Raw genomic sequence first — 16,947 nt, forward strand, 5'->3', positions numbered from 1 at the left:
TCTCTGTGACTCCAGCGACCAATCTGACCTCACCTTTTACATCACGCGGGCCAGCCGCGGCGTACGACGACCTCCTCGCCCGGGTGCTGCGACAGGCGCGCGACCAGCGGATATGGGAACCCTCGGACGGGCCCCTACCCAGCCTCTTCGTCAGTCACGGCGCCCCGTTCACCTTCGACGATCCGCAGTGGCTCGACGCCCTCTTCGACTGGGGCCGGTCGTTGCCCAAACCGCGGGCCATCGTCGTCGTCTCGGCCCACTGGGAACAGGCACCGGTCGCAATCTCCGGAGCCGCGGCCGGCACCCCGCTGTACTACGACTTCAGCGGCTTCCACCCCCGCTACAAGACCCTTCCCTACGCGACCCCGGACGCCACCGACCTGGCCCGGCGCCTCACCGGCCTGCTGGGCCCGACGCCGGTGCACCAGTTCGCCGGCCGCGGCCTCGACCACGGCGCCTTCATCCCGCTCATGGCCATGTACCCCGCGGCCGACGTCCCGGTCGTACAGCTGTCCATGCCCAGCCTCGAACCCGCCGCCCTGCTCGCCCTCGGGGCACGGCTGCGGCCCCTGCGCGACGAAGGCATCCTCGTCCTCGGCTCGGGCTTCATGACCCACAGCTTCGCCGTCTTCCACCGACCCGAGCTCGCCTCCGACACCACCGCCTTCGACGCATGGGCCGTCGACGCCCTCGCCCGGGGCGACGCCGACGCCCTCACCGACTACCGCCGCAAGGCGCCCGGCGCCGCCGTCGCCCATCCGACGGCCGACCACTTCGTCCCGCTGCTGTGCAGCGTCGGCGGCGCCGACGACCCCGCCAGCGCGATCAGCGCCATCGACCGCATGGTGATGGGCAACTCGACCCGGTCGCTGCAGCTGACCTGAGCACCTCGACACCTCGTCGACGTGGCTCCCCCTATCCGTCCGATCGCCTCAATCCCGTGGCGACGGCATCAACACACCCTGGAGACAACTGTCATGAAGGCCATGCGCTTCCACGAGTACGGCAGCACCGAGGTCCTGCGCTACGAGGACGTGGACCGGCCGATTCCCGGCACCGGGCAGGTGCTGGTACGGATGGCGGCCACGTCGTTCAACCCGGTCGACGACCACATCCGCGCCGGCCACCTGGCCGAGCTGATGCCGATCACTTTCCCCTATGTGATGGGGATCGACCTGGCGGGCACCGTCGCCGAACTCGGCGTGGGTGTGACAGGCCTGACGGTCGGCGACCCGGTCGTGGCCATGCTGCCCCTGGACTCCGCCGGCGGCGCCGCCGAGTACGCCCTCGTCCCGGCCGAATCCCTGGCCCCGGCACCGAAGACCGTCGAGCTGGCCGACGTCGCCGCGCTGCCCCTGACCGGCCTCGCGGCCTGGCAGCTGGTCTACGAACTGGCCGAGCTGAAGCCCGGCCAGACCGTCCTGGTCAACGGGGCGGGAGGCGCGGTGGGCAGCCTCGTGGTGCAGCTCGCCGTCGACGCGGGAGCGCACGTGACCGCGGTGGACGGCCCGCAGCACGCCGACCGCCTCCGCGGCTACGGTGCGGAGCGGGTCGCCGGCCCCCTCGATCTCGCCGCGGGCCCGGCCGCCGTGGGCGGCCCGTTCCAGGTCGTGGTGAACCACGTGCGCCTCTCCCCGGAAGGGCTCGCGCGGTTGACGGACTACGTCGCCGACGGCGGCACCGCCGCCAGCAGCGCCGGCCCGGTTCCCGAGGACCCCGCCCGCGGAGTGCGCAGCGCGAACCTGTGGGTCCGCCCCGACGGAACCCAGCTGACCGAACTGGCCGCCAAGATCGACGCAGGCAAGCTCCACATCCACGTGGCCGCCCGCCGTCCGGTGACCGACCTCCCCGCCATCCACGAGGACGCCGCCGCCGGGCGACTGCCCGGCAAGACGGTCGTACTCGTCCCCTGACCACACCCTCACGGCCCAACCGGGCCACCTGCCGTCCGGCTCGCCGGCGATCATGCGGCGCACACTCGGCGTCGCCACTGCTCCCCCGCTCCTCGGCGCCGGTGCGTCGTGGCCGGCGATCCGGTACAGGTAGTCGCGCTCGTTGCCCGTCAGCCGCAGCGCCCGGGGGAGAGAGGCCAGCATGTGCTCGCTGGGTTGCGGACAGCACTGCTGCTCCAGCCGCGTGTAGTAGTCGGTCGACATCACGGCGAGGGACGCGACCTCCTCACGCCGCAGACCCCGAGCCCGCCGACGCGCACCTGAGGGAAGGGCGGCGTCCTCCGGCTGAAGCGCCTCGCGGCGGCGGCGCAGGAAGTCGGGGAGGCTGCCCGGCTGTGGGACGTCTCCTGCGACCTGGCCGACGTCACCTTCGCGTGACGACCACGCGCAGGACGAACAGGGACGGCGGCCTGGTCCCGCCGTTCGCTCGGCCAAGGGCCGCCAGGGTTCCTGTGCCGCCAGCGGGCCGGGGGGCCCGGGGGTTGCAGTTCGGGTTGCATTCAGCCGCGTCCGCGGAGGTCCACAAGGAGAGGGGCGAGGCACCCCGCAGCAGGTCAGGACGCTGACGAACCCGACCGGACGCCCGGACGATCAGTTGGAAAGCGTGTTGGGGGCAACCCCTCACGAGTTCGAATCTCGTATCCTCCGCCAGTGCCTCACCGGGCACGACGTCGATGGGCCCCACCGCTCGCGGTGGGGCCCATCGACGTCGTGCCCGGTCGGACGGTGTCAGGCGATGTTGAAGTGGCGGGAGACCTCGTCGATGGTGAAGTGGGCTCGAAGCTTGCACGCGGAGTTCTGGTTGGCGAAGAAGCCCGCCCGCCACAGGGCCTGATCGCGTGGGACAGCCTTCTCCCAGGTGATCGGGACGACCCATTCGCGGCGGTCCTCACCGGATTCCGTTGCCGGAGTGCCGGAGGCGTGTTGGTAGGTTCCCTGGAGAGGGAGCCGGCTCATGGGCACTGCCTCGCCGTCCACGGTGAGAGCCACGCTCTCGAACGGCTGCGCCTCGCTGGAGACGGTCCCGACGCCCACATAGCCGGCCTTGGGGATGTGGGTGAAGACGCGTGCTCCGACGGGCAGGGCACGAAGGGTGCGGGAGAACCAGTCGCCACCGCCGGCGGATACGAAGCCGTAGCGGCGTGCGTCGTCCCAGCTACGGCCGCCGGGTTCCTCGCCGAACGAGATGTACCAGTCCGTGCCGTTCCACGGTTCCCGCTTTCCCCCGGTCGTGATTCCCACGGACGTCTCCGCAGCGTCGACATCGTCGATCAGCCAGGAGCGGGCCAGGTACGAACGGCCCTCATCGACGAAGTAGCGGAAGAAGAGCACATTGATCGGGACTTGGAAGCCCGATGCCAGATAGGTGACGATTCTCTCGGTCGCAGCGTCGACCTCACTCGCGACCACCGTGAGCGTGTGCGCCGCGTTCAGCGCATCCGGCGGGCTGGTCCCGAACCGGAGGGCGAACGCCTCGTCCAGTTCCTCTGCCGCTCCGGTGTCCCGCGCGTAGGCCGCGTAGATATCACGTATGTGCTCGTTGCTCAGATCCTGAACCCAGCTTCCGTAGTCGAGAAGTTGGGCGACGACATCCCGGGGAGTGCGGTCCCGTTTGAGTTCCAGGACGTGCAGGCAGCCCTCGGCGTCCATGCCCAGCAGATCGATGACCTTGCTGTGGCGTGTCAGCAGTTGCCGGCCGATCAGCAGTATCGGCCGACCCAGGATCGCCGGGTCCGCCACGATGAGCTCCTCCAGCCGGGACTCCAGCGGCATCGGCGTCGTGGTGACACGTACTGGTCGGTCGTCCACGCGCCACAACCCGAACTCAAGCGGCACAGCGGTCCCCTCCTCGATCCGATGTCCCCTGCGAGTCAAGGGATATCAGCGCACGGCGAGGTCTGCCGGCATCTCTCCATATGGCCGGACAAGGGATCCACTGCCCCAGCCGCCGAGGTCCTGCTGCCCGTGGACTCCGTCGTGACGATGGCGGCGACGGCCACCGTTGCCGACCCCGATCAGGCCGAGGGGCTGCGGGGCGGGCTGTTCGCCACCTGGTCCGCCTCCTCGACCTGGCCATGAACCTCGATGACGTGATCGCATCCGTCTCCAGCTGACCGGACCACAGATGCCGCCCACATCGGAAGTCTTGGCGCAGGGAGCGGTGAGCGCGCCCTGTGGAGCGCCGATCGACGTCCAAGGGGCGCGTCGTCGCTGTGGTCGCGCGGGCCCCCGCGGGCTCGCGCAAGCCACGACCGGTATTGCTCAGGGGCGCATTACGGTGTGGCGTCAGGGGCTTCCGGCTGGTGTAGATGCCGCAATCCACACCGGCCCCGGAAGGCTCTTACCCGTTCAAGATCCCAAGACGGTGATCATCACCACTGTCCACAACCTCCCAGGACAGGACAGCGGGCGCCGCAGGCCAACCGCGCGCCGGTGGCGGTCGCCCCGATGGTGCGGAACAGACCGCGGGAGGAGGTTCCTCCGGAAGAGTGCTAGCGTCATTAACAGGGGGTAATCCGATGATTTCTCCGGTTTCTCCGTCCCCCTGAGCAAACAGTGAGCAGGGCGAGATGACAGCTGCGAGGACCACCTCAGAGGGCAGCTCCGGTCCGCTGGCTGCGGCGGACCCGGGGGCGTTGTCGGCTGCCCGGCCCGCCTCCCCGGAGGGAGTGCCGCCGGACAGCACCCTGGCCTCGGTATTCGGCCTGGCCCTTCGACAGGCGAAGGTGTGCCTGGGCGGCCTGGTAGCCCTGGCCCACTGGCGTGAGCCCGCAGACGGGCGGTTGCGGATGGTGGCCTCCTACGGGTCCGCCCCGGCCGACGCCGAGGGGTGGGCCCAGCTGCGTGCAGACCAGGACGCGGCGCCCGCACGCGCCGCCCGGCGCGGCGGCTACGTGTGGGTGGAAGGGGACGCCCTGGGGATCGGGGCATCCGGCACCGCCGCGGTGCCGTTCCTCGGCGCCGAAGGACCCATAGGGGCGTTGTCCGTGCTCACGGACGGGGCAGGCGAGCCGGACGAGATGCAGTGGTCCTTCCTGCGCGCGGTAGCGGCATGGACCGCGGCGCACGTGCAGGGTGTGCCACAGCCGTCGGCGCCTGGTTCGGGGTCGGTGGTCGCGCGTTCCGCCCTCATGGGTGAGCTGACGGCCGCGCTCGGCCAGGCCGTGACTGCCCAGGACGTTGCTCAGGCAGTCGCGGACCACGTGATGCCCCCGTTCGGTGCCGACGGGCTCCTGGTCCAGGTGCTCAACGAGGACGACCGGCTGTACGCCGTCGGCTCTGCCGGTTACCCGCAGGAGTTCACCAGGCTGATGGACGGGTTCCCGCTGTCCGACTACGCCACGGTGCACGACGTGGTACGGAGCCGTACCCCCCGGTTCATCGAGTCGAAAGCCGAGTACGACCGGCTCTACCCCTCGATGAGCCGGGTGAGCGTGAAGTCGCCGAAGGAGGCGTGGGCGTTCCTGCCCATGATCGCCTCCGGCCGGACCATCGGCCTGTGCACGGTGTCCTTCAGCGAGCCGCGCCCCTTCAGCGAGGAGGAGCGCACCCTCCTGACGGCCCTGAGCGGCCTGGTCGGACAGGCCCTGGAGCGGGCCCGCCTGTACGACATGGAGCACGCCCGCGCGCGGGAACTGCAGCGCGGTCTCCTGCCCCGTGCACTGCCCCGGCTGCCCGCGGCCTGCGCCGCTGCCCGCTACCTGCCCGCAGCCCAGGGCGAGGGAGTGGGCGGCGACTGGTACGACGTGATCCCGCTGTCCGCAGACCGGGTCGCGATCGTGATCGGCGACGTGATGGGACACGGCATCGCGGAGGCGGCCACCATGGGACGGCTGCGCACCGCCGTGAGCACCCTCGCCGACCTGGACATGCCTCCCGACGAGTTGTTCGAACGGCTCAACGACCTGGTATCCGAGCTGGGCGACGACTCCTACGCCACCTGTCTGTACGCCGTCTTCGACCCGGTCGCCCGGACCTGCTCGTACGCCGTGGCGGGGCACCCCCAACCGGTCGTCGTCCATGGCGACGGCACCGTCGACAGCCCTGTCGTTGCCGCCGACCCGCCACTGGGCGCCGCACAGCCGCCCTTCGAGACACACCAGCTTCAGTTGCCCGACGAGAGCCTGCTCGTCCTGTGCACGGACGGGCTCATCGAGTCGGCCACCCAGGACGTGGAGGAGGGCCGGGCACGCCTCCAGCAGGTCCTCACCCAGGTCGCGTCCTCCACCTCGTACTTCCGGGTCGCGGACGAGGACGACGATGTCCGGCACCTCGAGGGGCTCTGCGACACGGTCGTCTCGGCCCTGCTGCCCGATGCCAGGGCGACCAGCGACGACGCCGGCCTGCTCATCGTCCACACCCGGTGCACCGACCCGTGCGACGTCGTCGGATGCGACCTCGCCGACGATCCCCGGGCGGCCGGTCAGGCCCGCCAGTACGTGCGCGCACGGCTCGCCACGTGGGGGCTGGCCGACCTCGTGCTCACCACGGAACTGCTGGTGAGCGAGCTGGTCGGCAACGCCGTCCGGCATGCCAGCGGCCCGGTCCGGTTGCGTCTCCTGCGTAGCCGGACCCTGATCTGCGAGGTCTACGACGGGAGCCTCAACACTCCCCGCATCCGCCGTGCCGACTCCACCGACGAAGGCGGACGCGGCCTGCAACTCGTCGCAGCCCTCTCCCGGCGTTGGGGTGCCCGGTATCTTCAGGACGGCAAATGCATCTGGGCCGAGCAGCAGCTGCCGACCGGTGAGCCGCCTGGTGCGGTCTCCGACACCGCGCCGCGTGCCGCCTGAGCGCCTAGGTTGCGTGTCAGAGCCGATCCGCAAGTTGGAGCGTCGACCGGTCCGAGGGATTGGAGCAGGTCTGCCGCGACTGGGCGCTGCCTCACGCCGACCCCGACTGGGCGCTCCATCACGCCGACCCCGAACTTCTGCGCGGCCTGCCCGCCCGCGTCGGACAAGGTGTCGTCCACGACCCCAAAGCCCGAACCGGTCATGAGGTCGACGTGGCGGTGATCGGCATCGCGGAAGGCACCAAGCCGCCGTTCCTCGCCCTGGGAGAGGCCAAGTGGAACGACGTCATGGGCGCTGCCCACATCGACCGCCTCCGCCACATCCGCGACCTCGTCACCCTGGCAGGTCGCTACGACACCGCCGGTACGAAGCTCATCTGCTTCAGCGGAGCCGGCTTCAACGACAAGGCACACGCCACAGCAGCAGCCGACCCCGACATTCGACTGATTGACTTGGCGACCCTCTACGGCCAGGTCTGACGTATGCCCACGCATCCGTGACCGGCAGGGCCACAATGGGTGAGCGCCACCCTCGTCAGCGCTGTGGCAGAACATGTGCAGCCCCTCGGAGAGGGAGGTGAAGCGTTGTCGGTTGCTAGGGTGGATACCACTCTGCTCCACCGTGCCGCCCAAGTACTGGGCACCACCGAACACCAAGAAACTGCCGTCGCGGCCCTGTCCGCGGTTACGGCAGGCCGAGGGCAGACCACAGAGCTTGCCCGGCTGCGCGATCACGTGGAGCGCATCGCCGCCATCGCGGAGCAAGCGCTCCACGGAGGGGATTCCTCGCGTACGTGACCGGTTCCTACCGCCTCGCGGTGATCGCCGGCAGCGAGCGCAGGCCGGTCTCATTTCCGGTCTCATTCGCGCCCGTCCAAGATTGTTCGGAGGGCGCTGGCCCAACCACTCCGCCGCAGGTCAGAATCGTTACGACCCCACCCGGACAGTCATGTGACCCATTGGAAAGCGTGTTGAGGGCAACCCCTCACGAGTTCGAATCTCGTATCCTCCGCCAGTGCCTCACCGGGCACGACGTCGTTGGCCCCCACCTCTCGCGGTGGGGGCCATCGACGTGGGTGGTCTCAGTTGGCGCTTCTCCGCAGGCCGACCTGCGTGGCCGGTGCGGAGCAGCCGCAGCACTGCCGTCCACCTTCGTGCTCCCATGCGTCGTTCTGGCCTGCTCGCACGAGACCCGAGGTCTCCGGCATCCGAGCCGACGCAGCCCACCGAGCACCACACCACCCGTGCCCGAGCCGCCACGCCCGCCCCCACCACAACGCACCGCAGACACGACACCGCCTCATGCGCGGGAATACGTCACCCCCTGCATGGGAGAATCGAAGCCTCGCCCAAGGACCTGCCCCTGACCGCATCACCCGCCGCTTCGGGACCGGCCAACGGTCCGGCAGTACGAGGAGAAATCGCCGGAACCCCCGCGCCGACCGCTCGCGGAGACCCTGCTCGACGAGTGCCACATGCGGTGAACCGGGACATTCGTCATCCTTCACACCGAGGACCAGCAGACTCACGCCGGCATTTTCGGCTACTCGGCGGCTCCCCCTCCACGCGATCGCGGGCGACCCCAGCGGAGAGCCGGCCACGATGCGTTGCCGCCCGGTCGGAAGTGGGACTGTTGTGGTCCGGCATCGGCCGATGCTGTGGTATCGCTTTCGAGCTGGACTTGTTGCGGTTGGTGCTGCGTTGGGGCCGGGCCCAGGGGGCCGGTGGGCCCGAGCGTGCCTGGCGGCGGAAACACGGAGGCTGTGATGTCGGAATCTGACGGCGCGGGCCACGTCCCGCGGAGCACATTCATGTTGGTCTTTCGTGGAGGTGCTGTCTCCCGGTCCGACCTGTCGCCATCCGAGCTTCAGGCCCATCTCGAGAAGTGGTATCGCTGGTCGGAGGAGTTGGCCGGACAGGACAGGCGTAACGTCGGGACCGCACTCGATGGACCGGGGGCTACTGTTCGTAGCCGCGAACTGGTCACCGACGGACCGTATGCCGAGTCGAAGGATCTGGTGACCGGCAGCATGATCTTCGAGGCAGCGTCCCTGGAAGACGCCGTCGAGGTCGCGCGCGGGTGCCCGACGTACGAGTTCGGCGGGTCCGTCGAGGTGCGGCCGGTCCAGGACTACCGGATCTGATACCCGTGAACGAAGGGCCCGAGGCGCACGCTTCTGCACAACTGGTGGAGGACCTGTTCCGCAGGGAGTACGTGCACCTGGTCAGCGCGTTGATCCGGGTCCTGGGCCCGACGAACATCCCGCTCGCCGAGGACGTCGTCCATGACGCGCTGGTGAGCGCCATGCAGGCGTGGCGCTTCGGTCTGCCGCGGGACCCGAAGGCATGGATCATCCGGGCAGCTCACAACCGGGCGATCGACATGATCCGCCGGGAACAGCGGCACCGCTCTTTCCTGCCCGAACTGGCAACGACCACCAAGCTGACCGACACCATCGAGGCGGCCCTGGCTCCGGAAGCCGAGGGGACCAGCCAGCTGGCCATGATGTTCGCTGTGTGTGACCCCGGCCTGAGCCGCGAGACGCACGTCACCCTGATCCTTCGGTGGCTGTGCGGCCTGTCACCCAAGGAGATCGGTCAAGCGTTCCTCGTGGACACCCAGACCATCGATCGACGCCTGCACCGCGGTCGCGGACGCCTGCGTGAGCTGGGGCGGTTGCCCGACGTGGACGACCTGCCTGACCTCGACACCCGGCGTGGCTCGGTCCTGCGATCGCTCTATCTGCTGTTCAATGAGGGTTATCACGGCAGCAACCCCCAGACCCCGGTACGTCCGTTTCTGTGCGACGACGCTCTGCATCTCACTGAGTTGCTGCTACAGGCCGAGGCAACCGCGCATCCCGACGTGCACGCTCTGGCCGCCCTGTTCTGCTTCGGCGCTGCCCGCCTGTCCACACGTCTTGACGAGCGAGGCGTCTTCGTCCCCCTGGAGGACCAGGACCGGAGCCGCTGGGATCGGGCGCGTATCGAGCAGGGTCTGGTGCACCTCGGTCACGCGGCCAGCGGGGATCACTTGTCCCGATGGCATCTGGAAGCCGGCATCGCCTGCGAGCACGCGATCGCACCTTCGGTTCAGGAGACTGACTGGGACAGGATCGTCGGCTTCTACCAGTTCCTCGCCGAACAGTCCTGGAGCCCTGTCGTGGCGCTCAACCGTGCGCTGGCGGTGGCCGAACGGGACGGCGTCGACAACGGCCGCCGCGAGCTGATCGCCCTCGCGGAAGAGCCCAAGCTGACGCGATATCCCTTCTACTGGGCGGCCCGTGCCGACCTGGAACGGCGGGCCGACCGACACGCCGCGGCCCGGGAGTACTACGAGCGCGCGATCGCGCTGGCCCGCAGCACCGCCGAGCGTGCCGCCTTCGAGCGGCGGATCGAGAGCCTGGAAACCTCCTGAAAGATTCTTGGAGGCGTGTCCGGTTCTGGCGCGCGCCGTTCGTCTCCCTCCTGAGATCACCCGATGAGACCAGGAGAGACCGATGCCGGAGTCCGTGAACGCGGTAGGTCCGAGCGACGATATCGGCGGCGGCCAGGCCGCGGCGGCCGCATCCGGACAGGTACACAGGTGGCGGGCGTTCTCGCTGCTGGCCGTGGCGTACTTCATCACGGCGGTCGACATGCTGATCGTCAACGTCGCGCTGCCGACGATCGGCAGTGAGCTGCACTTCGCACCGGCGGACCTGCAGTGGGTGGTGACCGCGTACGCGCTCACCTTCGGCGGGTTCCTGCTGCTCGGCGGCCGTGCCGCCGACCTGCTCGGGCGCAGGCGCGTGTTCATGGCCGGACTGGCGTTGTTCACCGCGGCTTCGCTGGCCTGCGCGCTGGCCACCAGTGGCATCTTCCTGATCATCATGCGGAGCCTCCAAGGCCTGGGCGCTGCCATGGTGCTGCCCGCCGCGCTGTCGATCGTGATGAACATGTTCACCGAGGGCGCCGAGCGCAACAAGGCACTCGGCCTGTGGGGCGCGATTGGGGCCAGCGGCGCGACCGTCGGCGTGCTGGCCGGCGGCGCCCTCACCCGATACGCCGGTTGGCCGTACATCTTCTACCTGAACGTGATCATCGGCGGCGCCACGCTGCTGCTGACCCGACGTGTCGTGCCCGAAAGCAGGCTGGCCGCCGCCCGCCGCCGCTACGACCCGCTGGGCGCCATCACGGTGACCGCCGCTCTGGTGCTCATGGCGTACGCCATCTCGCAGGCGCCGACCGCCGGATGGGCCGCCACCCGGACTCTGGCCCTGCTCGCGACGTCGGCGGCCCTGCTGGCGGCGTTCGTGGCCATCGAGGCCAGGGCACAAGCGCCGCTGCTCCCGCTACGGCTTTTCCGGCTGAGCACTCTCGCCGGGTCCAACGCCGTCGGGTTCCTGCTCGGGGCCAGCTTCTACGGCTACATCTTCATCGGCACCCTGTACATGCAGCAGGTACTCGGATACTCCGCAATGAACACCGGCCTGGCCTGGCTGACCGTCGGCCTGACCGGGGTGGTGCTCGCTGGTCCGGCGCAGGTGCTCGTCACCCGCGCGTCGGCCAAGCTGGTGATGGCGGCCGGACTCAGCCTGACCGGTGCCGGGATCCTGTGGGCGACCCGGGCGCCCGTCCACGGCAGCTTCTGGGCGGATCTGGCCGGACCCTTCCTTCTCACCGGCACTGTCACCTGGATCTTCATCCCGGTATCGATCGGGGCCCTGGCCGGCGTCACCGAACGGGACGCGGGAGTCGCCTCCGGACTCATCGACTCATCTCAGCAACTCGGCGGCGCGATCGGGATCGCCATCGCCTCCTCCGTGGCGGCCACACGCACCCGCCACCTCCGCACGCAGGGGCACAACCTCGCAGACGCGCTCACCGGCGGCTTTCACACCGCGTTGTGGGTCTGCGGACTCATCGCCCTGTCCGCCATCCTCATCACCTTCCTCCTCATCAGGCGCACCGACCTCACCCAGGGCACAACCGCCCAGCAACGCCAAGTCCCACAGCCCGCCCCCGTCGACTGACCATTGCGGCCATTGCCGAGGCGGCTGCACGCCTCATCCACTCAGAGCCAGGAGAGCCACTGTGCGCAAACTCATCGAGTCGACGCTCGTCACGCTGGACGGAGTCATCGAAGCCCCTGAGCGCTGGGCGCTCTTCGATGCCGAGTCCTCGGCGTTGTCGCTTGAGCAGCTCGACAACTACGAGGCATTCGTCATGGGCCGGACGACGTACGAGACCTTCTACGCGAACTGGGGCCAGGCCACCGGCAACCCTTACACCGACCGCATCAACGCCATGCCCAAGTACGTCGCGTCCCGATCGCTGGCCGAGACGACATGGAACGCCACCCTGCTGGGTCCCGATCCGTCCAGCGCGATCGCGAGCCTGAAGAGGCAGCCGGGCAAGGACCTCATCAAATACGGCACCACCCGTTTCGACGACACACTCGTTCAAGACCACCTGATCGACGAGTTCCGCTTCTGGTACATGCCCGTCGTGGCCGGCTCAGGGCAACGGCTCTTCGAACACGTGGACACCACAGGACTGGACCTCAGGCTCACCGACGAGAAACGGCTGCAGAACGGGTCGATCATCCTCACCTACGTGCCACGCTGACCCCGTACAACAGCCGGAACCAGCGTGGGTTGGTGGTGCGGCGGCGCGTTCGCCACGCGTGTCGGAGGCGCGTAGCGCGATGGCTCCGGCTGCCAGCGGGTGGCTGGTGCGGCTGGTCGCGACTCCGGTGAACACCTCCAGGCCAAGCGCCGACCCGAGCTGGAAGGAGACGGTGATCAAAGCCGAGGCCACTCCGGCTTGATCCTCCGGTACGCCCGCGTTCGCGGCCGTTTGCACACCGGCGTACATCAGCCCCAGCCCGAGTCTCATGACCACCAGCGGGGCGAGCAGATTGCCGAGACAGGTGCCCGTCCACCGGGATACGGGACAGCCACCAGATGCCACCGGCGGCGAGCAGCGCGACGGCCGCCCGACGCGGGCGGCAGATGACCGTCTCGAAGGGTTGCAGTTCGGGTTGCATTCGCCCCCGTTCACGGACGTCCGAAGAGTACACCGGCCACTGCTGCACCCCAGCTCAGAACGGTGACGAACCCCGGCGTACGGCCGGACGAACAGGTGGAAAGCGTGTTGGGGGCAACCCCTCACGAGTTCGAATCTCGTATCCTCCGCCAGTGCCTCACCGGGCCCTTCGACGCGTGTGGTTGCGCCAGCGGCGTGGCCATGTCCGGGGAGGTGGCCGTCGGCCCGCTCTCGGGTCGGCCTGTGCCGCTCGTACGGTGCAGAGGTGATCGTTTCTCCGCCGCGGCCCGTCCTCTTCCTTGACGTCGATGGACCGCTGATCCCCTTCGGCGGCACGCGGGAGCAGTACCCGGACGGTTATCCGACGTACGTACCGCAGGAAGCCGGCGCGAATCCGCTGCTGGCCAGGGTCGATCCCACGCTCGGGCCACGGCTGTTGGCGTTGCGCTGCGACTTGGTGTGGGCCACCACATGGGAGTCCGAGGCCAACGAGTGCCTCGCGCCGCTCCTGGGTCTGCCGCAGCTCCCTGTGGTGACCTGGCCGGAGACCTCCGGGGAGCCCGAGCCGTCCGGCCTGCACTGGAAGACCCGTACTCTTCTCGGCTGGGCTGCCGACCGCCCCTTCGCCTGGCTCGACGACGAGATCACCGACGCCGACCGCACCTGGGCCAACGCTCACCACCCCGCCCGAACCCTCCTGCACCGGGTCGACCACCGCCACGGCCTCACCGCTGTGGACTTCGCCGTCCTCGACGCGTGGCTACAAGCGGAGTAGTCGTCCTCGGGAGCTTTATGCGCAAGCCGATGATGGCTGGGAGATCGAGATCGAACCGGAAGTCCGGCGCTGGCTGGACACCCTGTCCGATCGCGACTATCTCGTAGCCGAGCATGCGGCCGAACGTCTGCTGGACGCGCCCACCAGCACGATCCGGCGCTCGGGAGCGAGCCAATAGGTCAAACGGACGGCGTTGCCGTCGTGGCCGAGGCTGAATCGCAGTTCCCGTAACCCGTCGCCCAGGTATCGGGCGTAGGGCTCGGAAAGGGTGCTGACCGTGTTCCGCAAGACGCGGATGCGGGAGGATGCGGAAGTGGCTTGCGCCAAGCAGGCCAGGAAGATAAGCGAAGCCGAGCGCCACAGCGCGCACGGCGAGTTCTCTCGCGATGTCACGAAAGGAGAAGGCCCGTGAACCACGCCCAGTGGAAGCTCGCCCGCGAGCGGGAGGCCGCAGAAGGCTACGCCGAACCTCCCGAAGTGGAAGCGACGCGCACGGAGATCCGTATGGCCTTCGACCTTGGGCAAGCGGTGTACGACCGCCGGACCGAACTCGGGATCTCCCAGACCGAACTCGCCGGACGAGCCCGCATGACGCAGCCCCAGGTGTCCAAGCTCGAACTCGGTGGCACCGTCCCTACCTTTCCCCTGCTCGCCCGGCTTGCCGGCGCCCTCGACGCGTCGCTCAACATCGCCCTCGACGGTGACACCTCCTCTGTCGCCTTCATCCCCCACGCCGCGTGAGGGCCACTGGTCTCATTCAGCTCCGTCCGAGGGCGTTCGGAACCCGGACCATCACCTGATTCATCGCATGTCAGACCGGATCTGGCCCGTCGGCTTGTACGTCCCCGACAAGCCGGTCGGCAGGAGGCTTCTCGTCGATCTCGAGTGTTGGTCGATGGTTCCCAGCGACGCCGGCCGAAAGCCCCACCCGCCCGATGTCGAAGGCCCCCGTTGCTTGCAGGGGGCGGCCCGGACATTCGTGGCGTCATCTGGTGTCGGCGACACCTTCCCGGGCGTTTGCCGCTCAGCCGATCGCCGGTCAGTGCATTCGCGACCAGGTCGGCATCCACCGGGTACTGGCCGGACACGGCAAGGCGGCGCAGGGCCATCCCGCAGCCGTGCTGCACGCGCGCAGGCTCCATCGCCCCCGAGGTCGCCGGATTGGCCGACCTCGACCGGGTATGCCGGGGCCGCTGGTTGCATGGGCCGCACCGTGCGGGTGGATGTCACCGCCGCGATTCCTTTTCCGATGCCAGGAGGTCTACCTGTTGTGGGCTGAGGACCTTCCGCGACTGCGGTGGGGTGAGGCCTGATTCGCCAAGAACATGGGAGAGAGGCCGCAACCGGTGGACAGTAAGCAGGCTTTCGCGCCCATCCGGCAGTTGAGCCGGGCCTTCGCCAGCACCCGGGCGGTGCTGGCCAGGGTCGGCCCCGACCGGTTGGATGCCGCGACGCCGTGCGCGTCGTGGGACGTGCGCGCTCTGGTCAACCATTTCGTCGGCTCGGCTCGGTGGGGGGCCTCCGTTGCCATGGGTGCGGGTCATGAGATCAACGACGAGGACGTTGCGGCCGACGACTTCCTCGCCGACTACGACGAGACAACAGAGCGCGCGTTGGCAGCTTTCGGGTCAGCCGGCGTCCTGGAGAAGCGCATCGTGCTGGCGTTCGGTGAGTTCTCCGGTGCCGACCTGATGGGCATGGTTGCCAGGGACCAGTTCACCCACGGCTGGGATCTCGCCCGCGCCATCGGGTACGACACCGACCTGGATCCCGAACTCGCAGAGGAACTCCTCGCCCAGGCCCGGGTCGAGATCCTCGACGCCTACCGTGGACCTGAAGGAGCGGCCATCTTCGGACCCGTCGTCGAGGCACCCGCCGGCGCGTGTCCTGCCGACCGGCTGGCCGCCTTCCTCGGTCGCACCGTGTGACCGTGTGACCGTGTGACCGTGTGACCGGAGGACCGAAGAGCTTTGACCTTGAGTGGATCTGACACGGAACCCGTCGTGCCCGACAGTGAGGCGTTCGTCGGGGCCACCGAGTCGTTCCGGCGAGAACTGCTGGCGCATTGCTACCGCATGCTCGGCTCGGTGGACGACGCCATGGACGTGGTCCAGGAGACGTATCTGCGTGCCTGGCGCTCCTACGGCGCGTTCGAGGGGCGTTCGTCGGTGCGTACCTGGCTCCACCAGATCGCCACCAACGCCTGCCTGACCGCTCTGGCGCACCACAGCCGACGTGTGCTGCCCTCCGGCCTCGGCGGTCCGGAACCGGACCCCGAAGCGGCCCCCGTACCGGCCGAACCAGGTGTCAGCTGGCTGCAGCCCATTCCTGATGTGCTCCTCGACCCGGGCGCGGCCGATCCCGCCTCCATCGTCCTCGCGCGCGAGGACCTGCGGCTGGCGCTTGTCGCCACGTTGCAGTACCTGTCCGCCTCGCAACGGGCCGTGTTCATCCTGCGGGAGGTGCTGTCCTTCCCGGCCGCCGAGGTCGCCGTCATGCTCGGCACCACCACAACGGCAGTCAAGAGCACGCTGCAACGCGCCCGTGCCAGGCTCCGGGAACTGGCCCCCGTGGCTGACGAGATCACCCAGCCCACCGCGCCGGAGGCACACAGGCTTCTCGACCGGTACATCGCGGCCTTCCAGAACGCCGACGCGCCCGCTCTGGAGCGGCTGCTGTGCAGGGACGCCACGCTGGAGGCGACCCCCTTCACCACCTGGTTCGCCGGCAACAAGACCTGCGTGCCCTATCTCCGTACCTGGGTTCTGGGATCGCCCGGTGACTGGCTCATGCTGCCGACGACCGCCAACGGGCAGCCCGCAACGGTGGCTTATACGCGTGATCGGCACGGCACCTACCAGGCGTACGGAATAGTGGTGCTCACCGTCACCAGCACGGGCATCAGCCGGATCTGCTCGTTCCACCAGCCCAGCCTGGTCACCACATTCGGCTTCCCGCCGACAGCCATCCCTCCGGCCGGCGTCAGCCGGTGAAGTGTAGGGGCGAAGCGATCCGGACGGAGCCGACCGGCTGTTCGAACTGCTCGTGGACCGCTCACCAGATGCGTACCTGCATTTCGCCCAGGACTATTACGAGACCTCCCTGGACCGATCCGCAGTGGCAGCCGTGCTCAGCCGTGCTCAGCCGCCAGCCGCTCACCGCCGCACTCGTGACCACCCTGAATCCGGAGACGTCCCTGGCGGACCTGGCTGCGGACCTCGCCGAGACCGGCTATTCCGCCATTACGCAGAGTAATTCGTAGCGCTGACGCGATTGCAGCCGGTCCCCACCGCCGCCCAGGGGGGCAACGATATGAGTGACACATCGAATCTCGTCCTTCGAGTCCGCGAACGCGCGTTCCGGGACGCGGGATCCCTTCCCTCCTGTGCTACCGACCA

14 protein-coding genes and 2 pseudogenes are annotated in these 16,947 nt (G+C 68.9%); 13 read left to right on the forward strand and 3 right to left on the reverse strand.

Annotated elements, in window-relative coordinates; genetic code table 11:
- The first annotated feature begins 83 nt into the window (after nt 1-83).
- Nucleotides 84-884 (forward strand): dioxygenase, encoded by an 801-nt coding sequence (locus OG900_21815; GenBank protein ID WUH92480.1) that lies wholly within the window; start codon nt 84-86, stop codon nt 882-884.
- 93 nt (nt 885-977) lie between these two features.
- A complete protein-coding gene (locus tag OG900_21820; protein ID WUH92481.1) occupies nt 978-1,913 on the forward strand; it encodes an NADP-dependent oxidoreductase in 936 nt (311 codons plus the stop codon).
- 96 nt (nt 1,914-2,009) lie between these two features.
- Here OG900_21820 and OG900_21825 read toward each other — a convergent pair.
- Both OG900_21825 and OG900_21830 read right to left on the reverse strand, forming a co-directional pair.
- Nucleotides 2,010-2,264: pseudogene (locus tag OG900_21825) on the reverse strand (helix-turn-helix domain-containing protein).
- A gap of 417 nt (nt 2,265-2,681) precedes the next feature.
- Nucleotides 2,682-3,788 (reverse strand): endonuclease NucS, encoded by a 1,107-nt coding sequence (locus OG900_21830; GenBank protein ID WUH92482.1) that lies wholly within the window; start codon nt 3,786-3,788, stop codon nt 2,682-2,684.
- 734 nt (nt 3,789-4,522) lie between these two features.
- On the opposite strand from OG900_21830, the gene OG900_21835 reads away from it, so the two are divergent.
- The 7 genes from OG900_21835 (at nt 4,523) to OG900_21865 (ending at nt 13,549) form a co-directional block, all read left to right on the forward strand.
- The gene (locus OG900_21835) at nt 4,523-6,745 is read left to right on the forward strand and encodes a SpoIIE family protein phosphatase (protein ID WUH92483.1); all 2,223 of its coding nucleotides are present in this window, start codon (nt 4,523-4,525) and stop codon (nt 6,743-6,745) included.
- 59 nt (nt 6,746-6,804) lie between these two features.
- Nucleotides 6,805-7,224, forward strand: a complete 420-nt coding sequence (locus OG900_21840; protein ID WUH92484.1) for a hypothetical protein — start codon at nt 6,805-6,807, stop codon at nt 7,222-7,224.
- A 1,331-nt stretch (nt 7,225-8,555) separates the two neighbouring features.
- Nucleotides 8,556-8,888: a YciI family protein gene (locus tag OG900_21845; protein WUH92485.1), complete on the forward strand. Its 333-nt coding sequence runs from the start codon at nt 8,556-8,558 to the stop codon at nt 8,886-8,888.
- Between the two features lie 5 nt (nt 8,889-8,893).
- Nucleotides 8,894-10,162, forward strand: coding sequence for a sigma-70 family RNA polymerase sigma factor (locus tag OG900_21850; protein ID WUH92486.1), 1,269 nt, complete (start codon nt 8,894-8,896; stop codon nt 10,160-10,162).
- An 82-nt stretch (nt 10,163-10,244) separates the two neighbouring features.
- A complete protein-coding gene (locus tag OG900_21855) occupies nt 10,245-11,759 on the forward strand; it encodes an MFS transporter (GenBank protein ID WUH92487.1) in 1,515 nt (504 codons plus the stop codon).
- A 61-nt stretch (nt 11,760-11,820) separates the two neighbouring features.
- A complete protein-coding gene (locus OG900_21860; protein ID WUH92488.1) occupies nt 11,821-12,354 on the forward strand; it encodes a dihydrofolate reductase family protein in 534 nt (177 codons plus the stop codon).
- Nucleotides 12,355-13,039: 685 nt separating this feature from the next.
- Nucleotides 13,040-13,549 carry an HAD domain-containing protein gene (locus tag OG900_21865; protein ID WUH92489.1) on the forward strand — a complete coding sequence of 170 codons (510 nt, stop codon included), beginning with the start codon at nt 13,040-13,042 and terminating at the stop codon, nt 13,547-13,549.
- A 144-nt stretch (nt 13,550-13,693) separates the two neighbouring features.
- Here OG900_21865 and OG900_21870 read toward each other — a convergent pair.
- Nucleotides 13,694-13,822, reverse strand: a pseudogene (locus OG900_21870) (type II toxin-antitoxin system RelE/ParE family toxin).
- Between the two features lie 4 nt (nt 13,823-13,826).
- Between OG900_21870 and OG900_21875 the strand changes: the two are divergent.
- The 4 genes from OG900_21875 (at nt 13,827) to OG900_21890 (ending at nt 16,542) form a co-directional block, all read left to right on the forward strand.
- On the forward strand, nt 13,827-13,961 hold the full coding sequence (locus OG900_21875) for a hypothetical protein (GenBank protein WUH96094.1): 135 nt from the start codon (nt 13,827-13,829) through the stop codon (nt 13,959-13,961).
- The gene (locus OG900_21880; GenBank protein WUH92490.1) at nt 13,958-14,290 is read left to right on the forward strand and encodes a helix-turn-helix transcriptional regulator; all 333 of its coding nucleotides are present in this window, start codon (nt 13,958-13,960) and stop codon (nt 14,288-14,290) included. The genes OG900_21875 and OG900_21880 overlap by 4 nt, the downstream gene beginning before the upstream one ends.
- A 605-nt stretch (nt 14,291-14,895) precedes the next feature.
- On the forward strand, nt 14,896-15,477 hold the full coding sequence (locus OG900_21885; GenBank protein WUH92491.1) for a TIGR03086 family metal-binding protein: 582 nt from the start codon (nt 14,896-14,898) through the stop codon (nt 15,475-15,477).
- Nucleotides 15,478-15,552: 75 nt separating this feature from the next.
- The gene (locus OG900_21890) at nt 15,553-16,542 is read left to right on the forward strand and encodes a sigma-70 family RNA polymerase sigma factor (GenBank protein WUH92492.1); all 990 of its coding nucleotides are present in this window, start codon (nt 15,553-15,555) and stop codon (nt 16,540-16,542) included.
- Nucleotides 16,543-16,947 lie beyond the last annotated feature (405 nt).

The sequence above is a fragment of the Streptomyces sp. NBC_00433 genome (assembly GCA_036015235.1).
GTDB lineage: Bacteria > Actinomycetota > Actinomycetes > Streptomycetales > Streptomycetaceae > Actinacidiphila.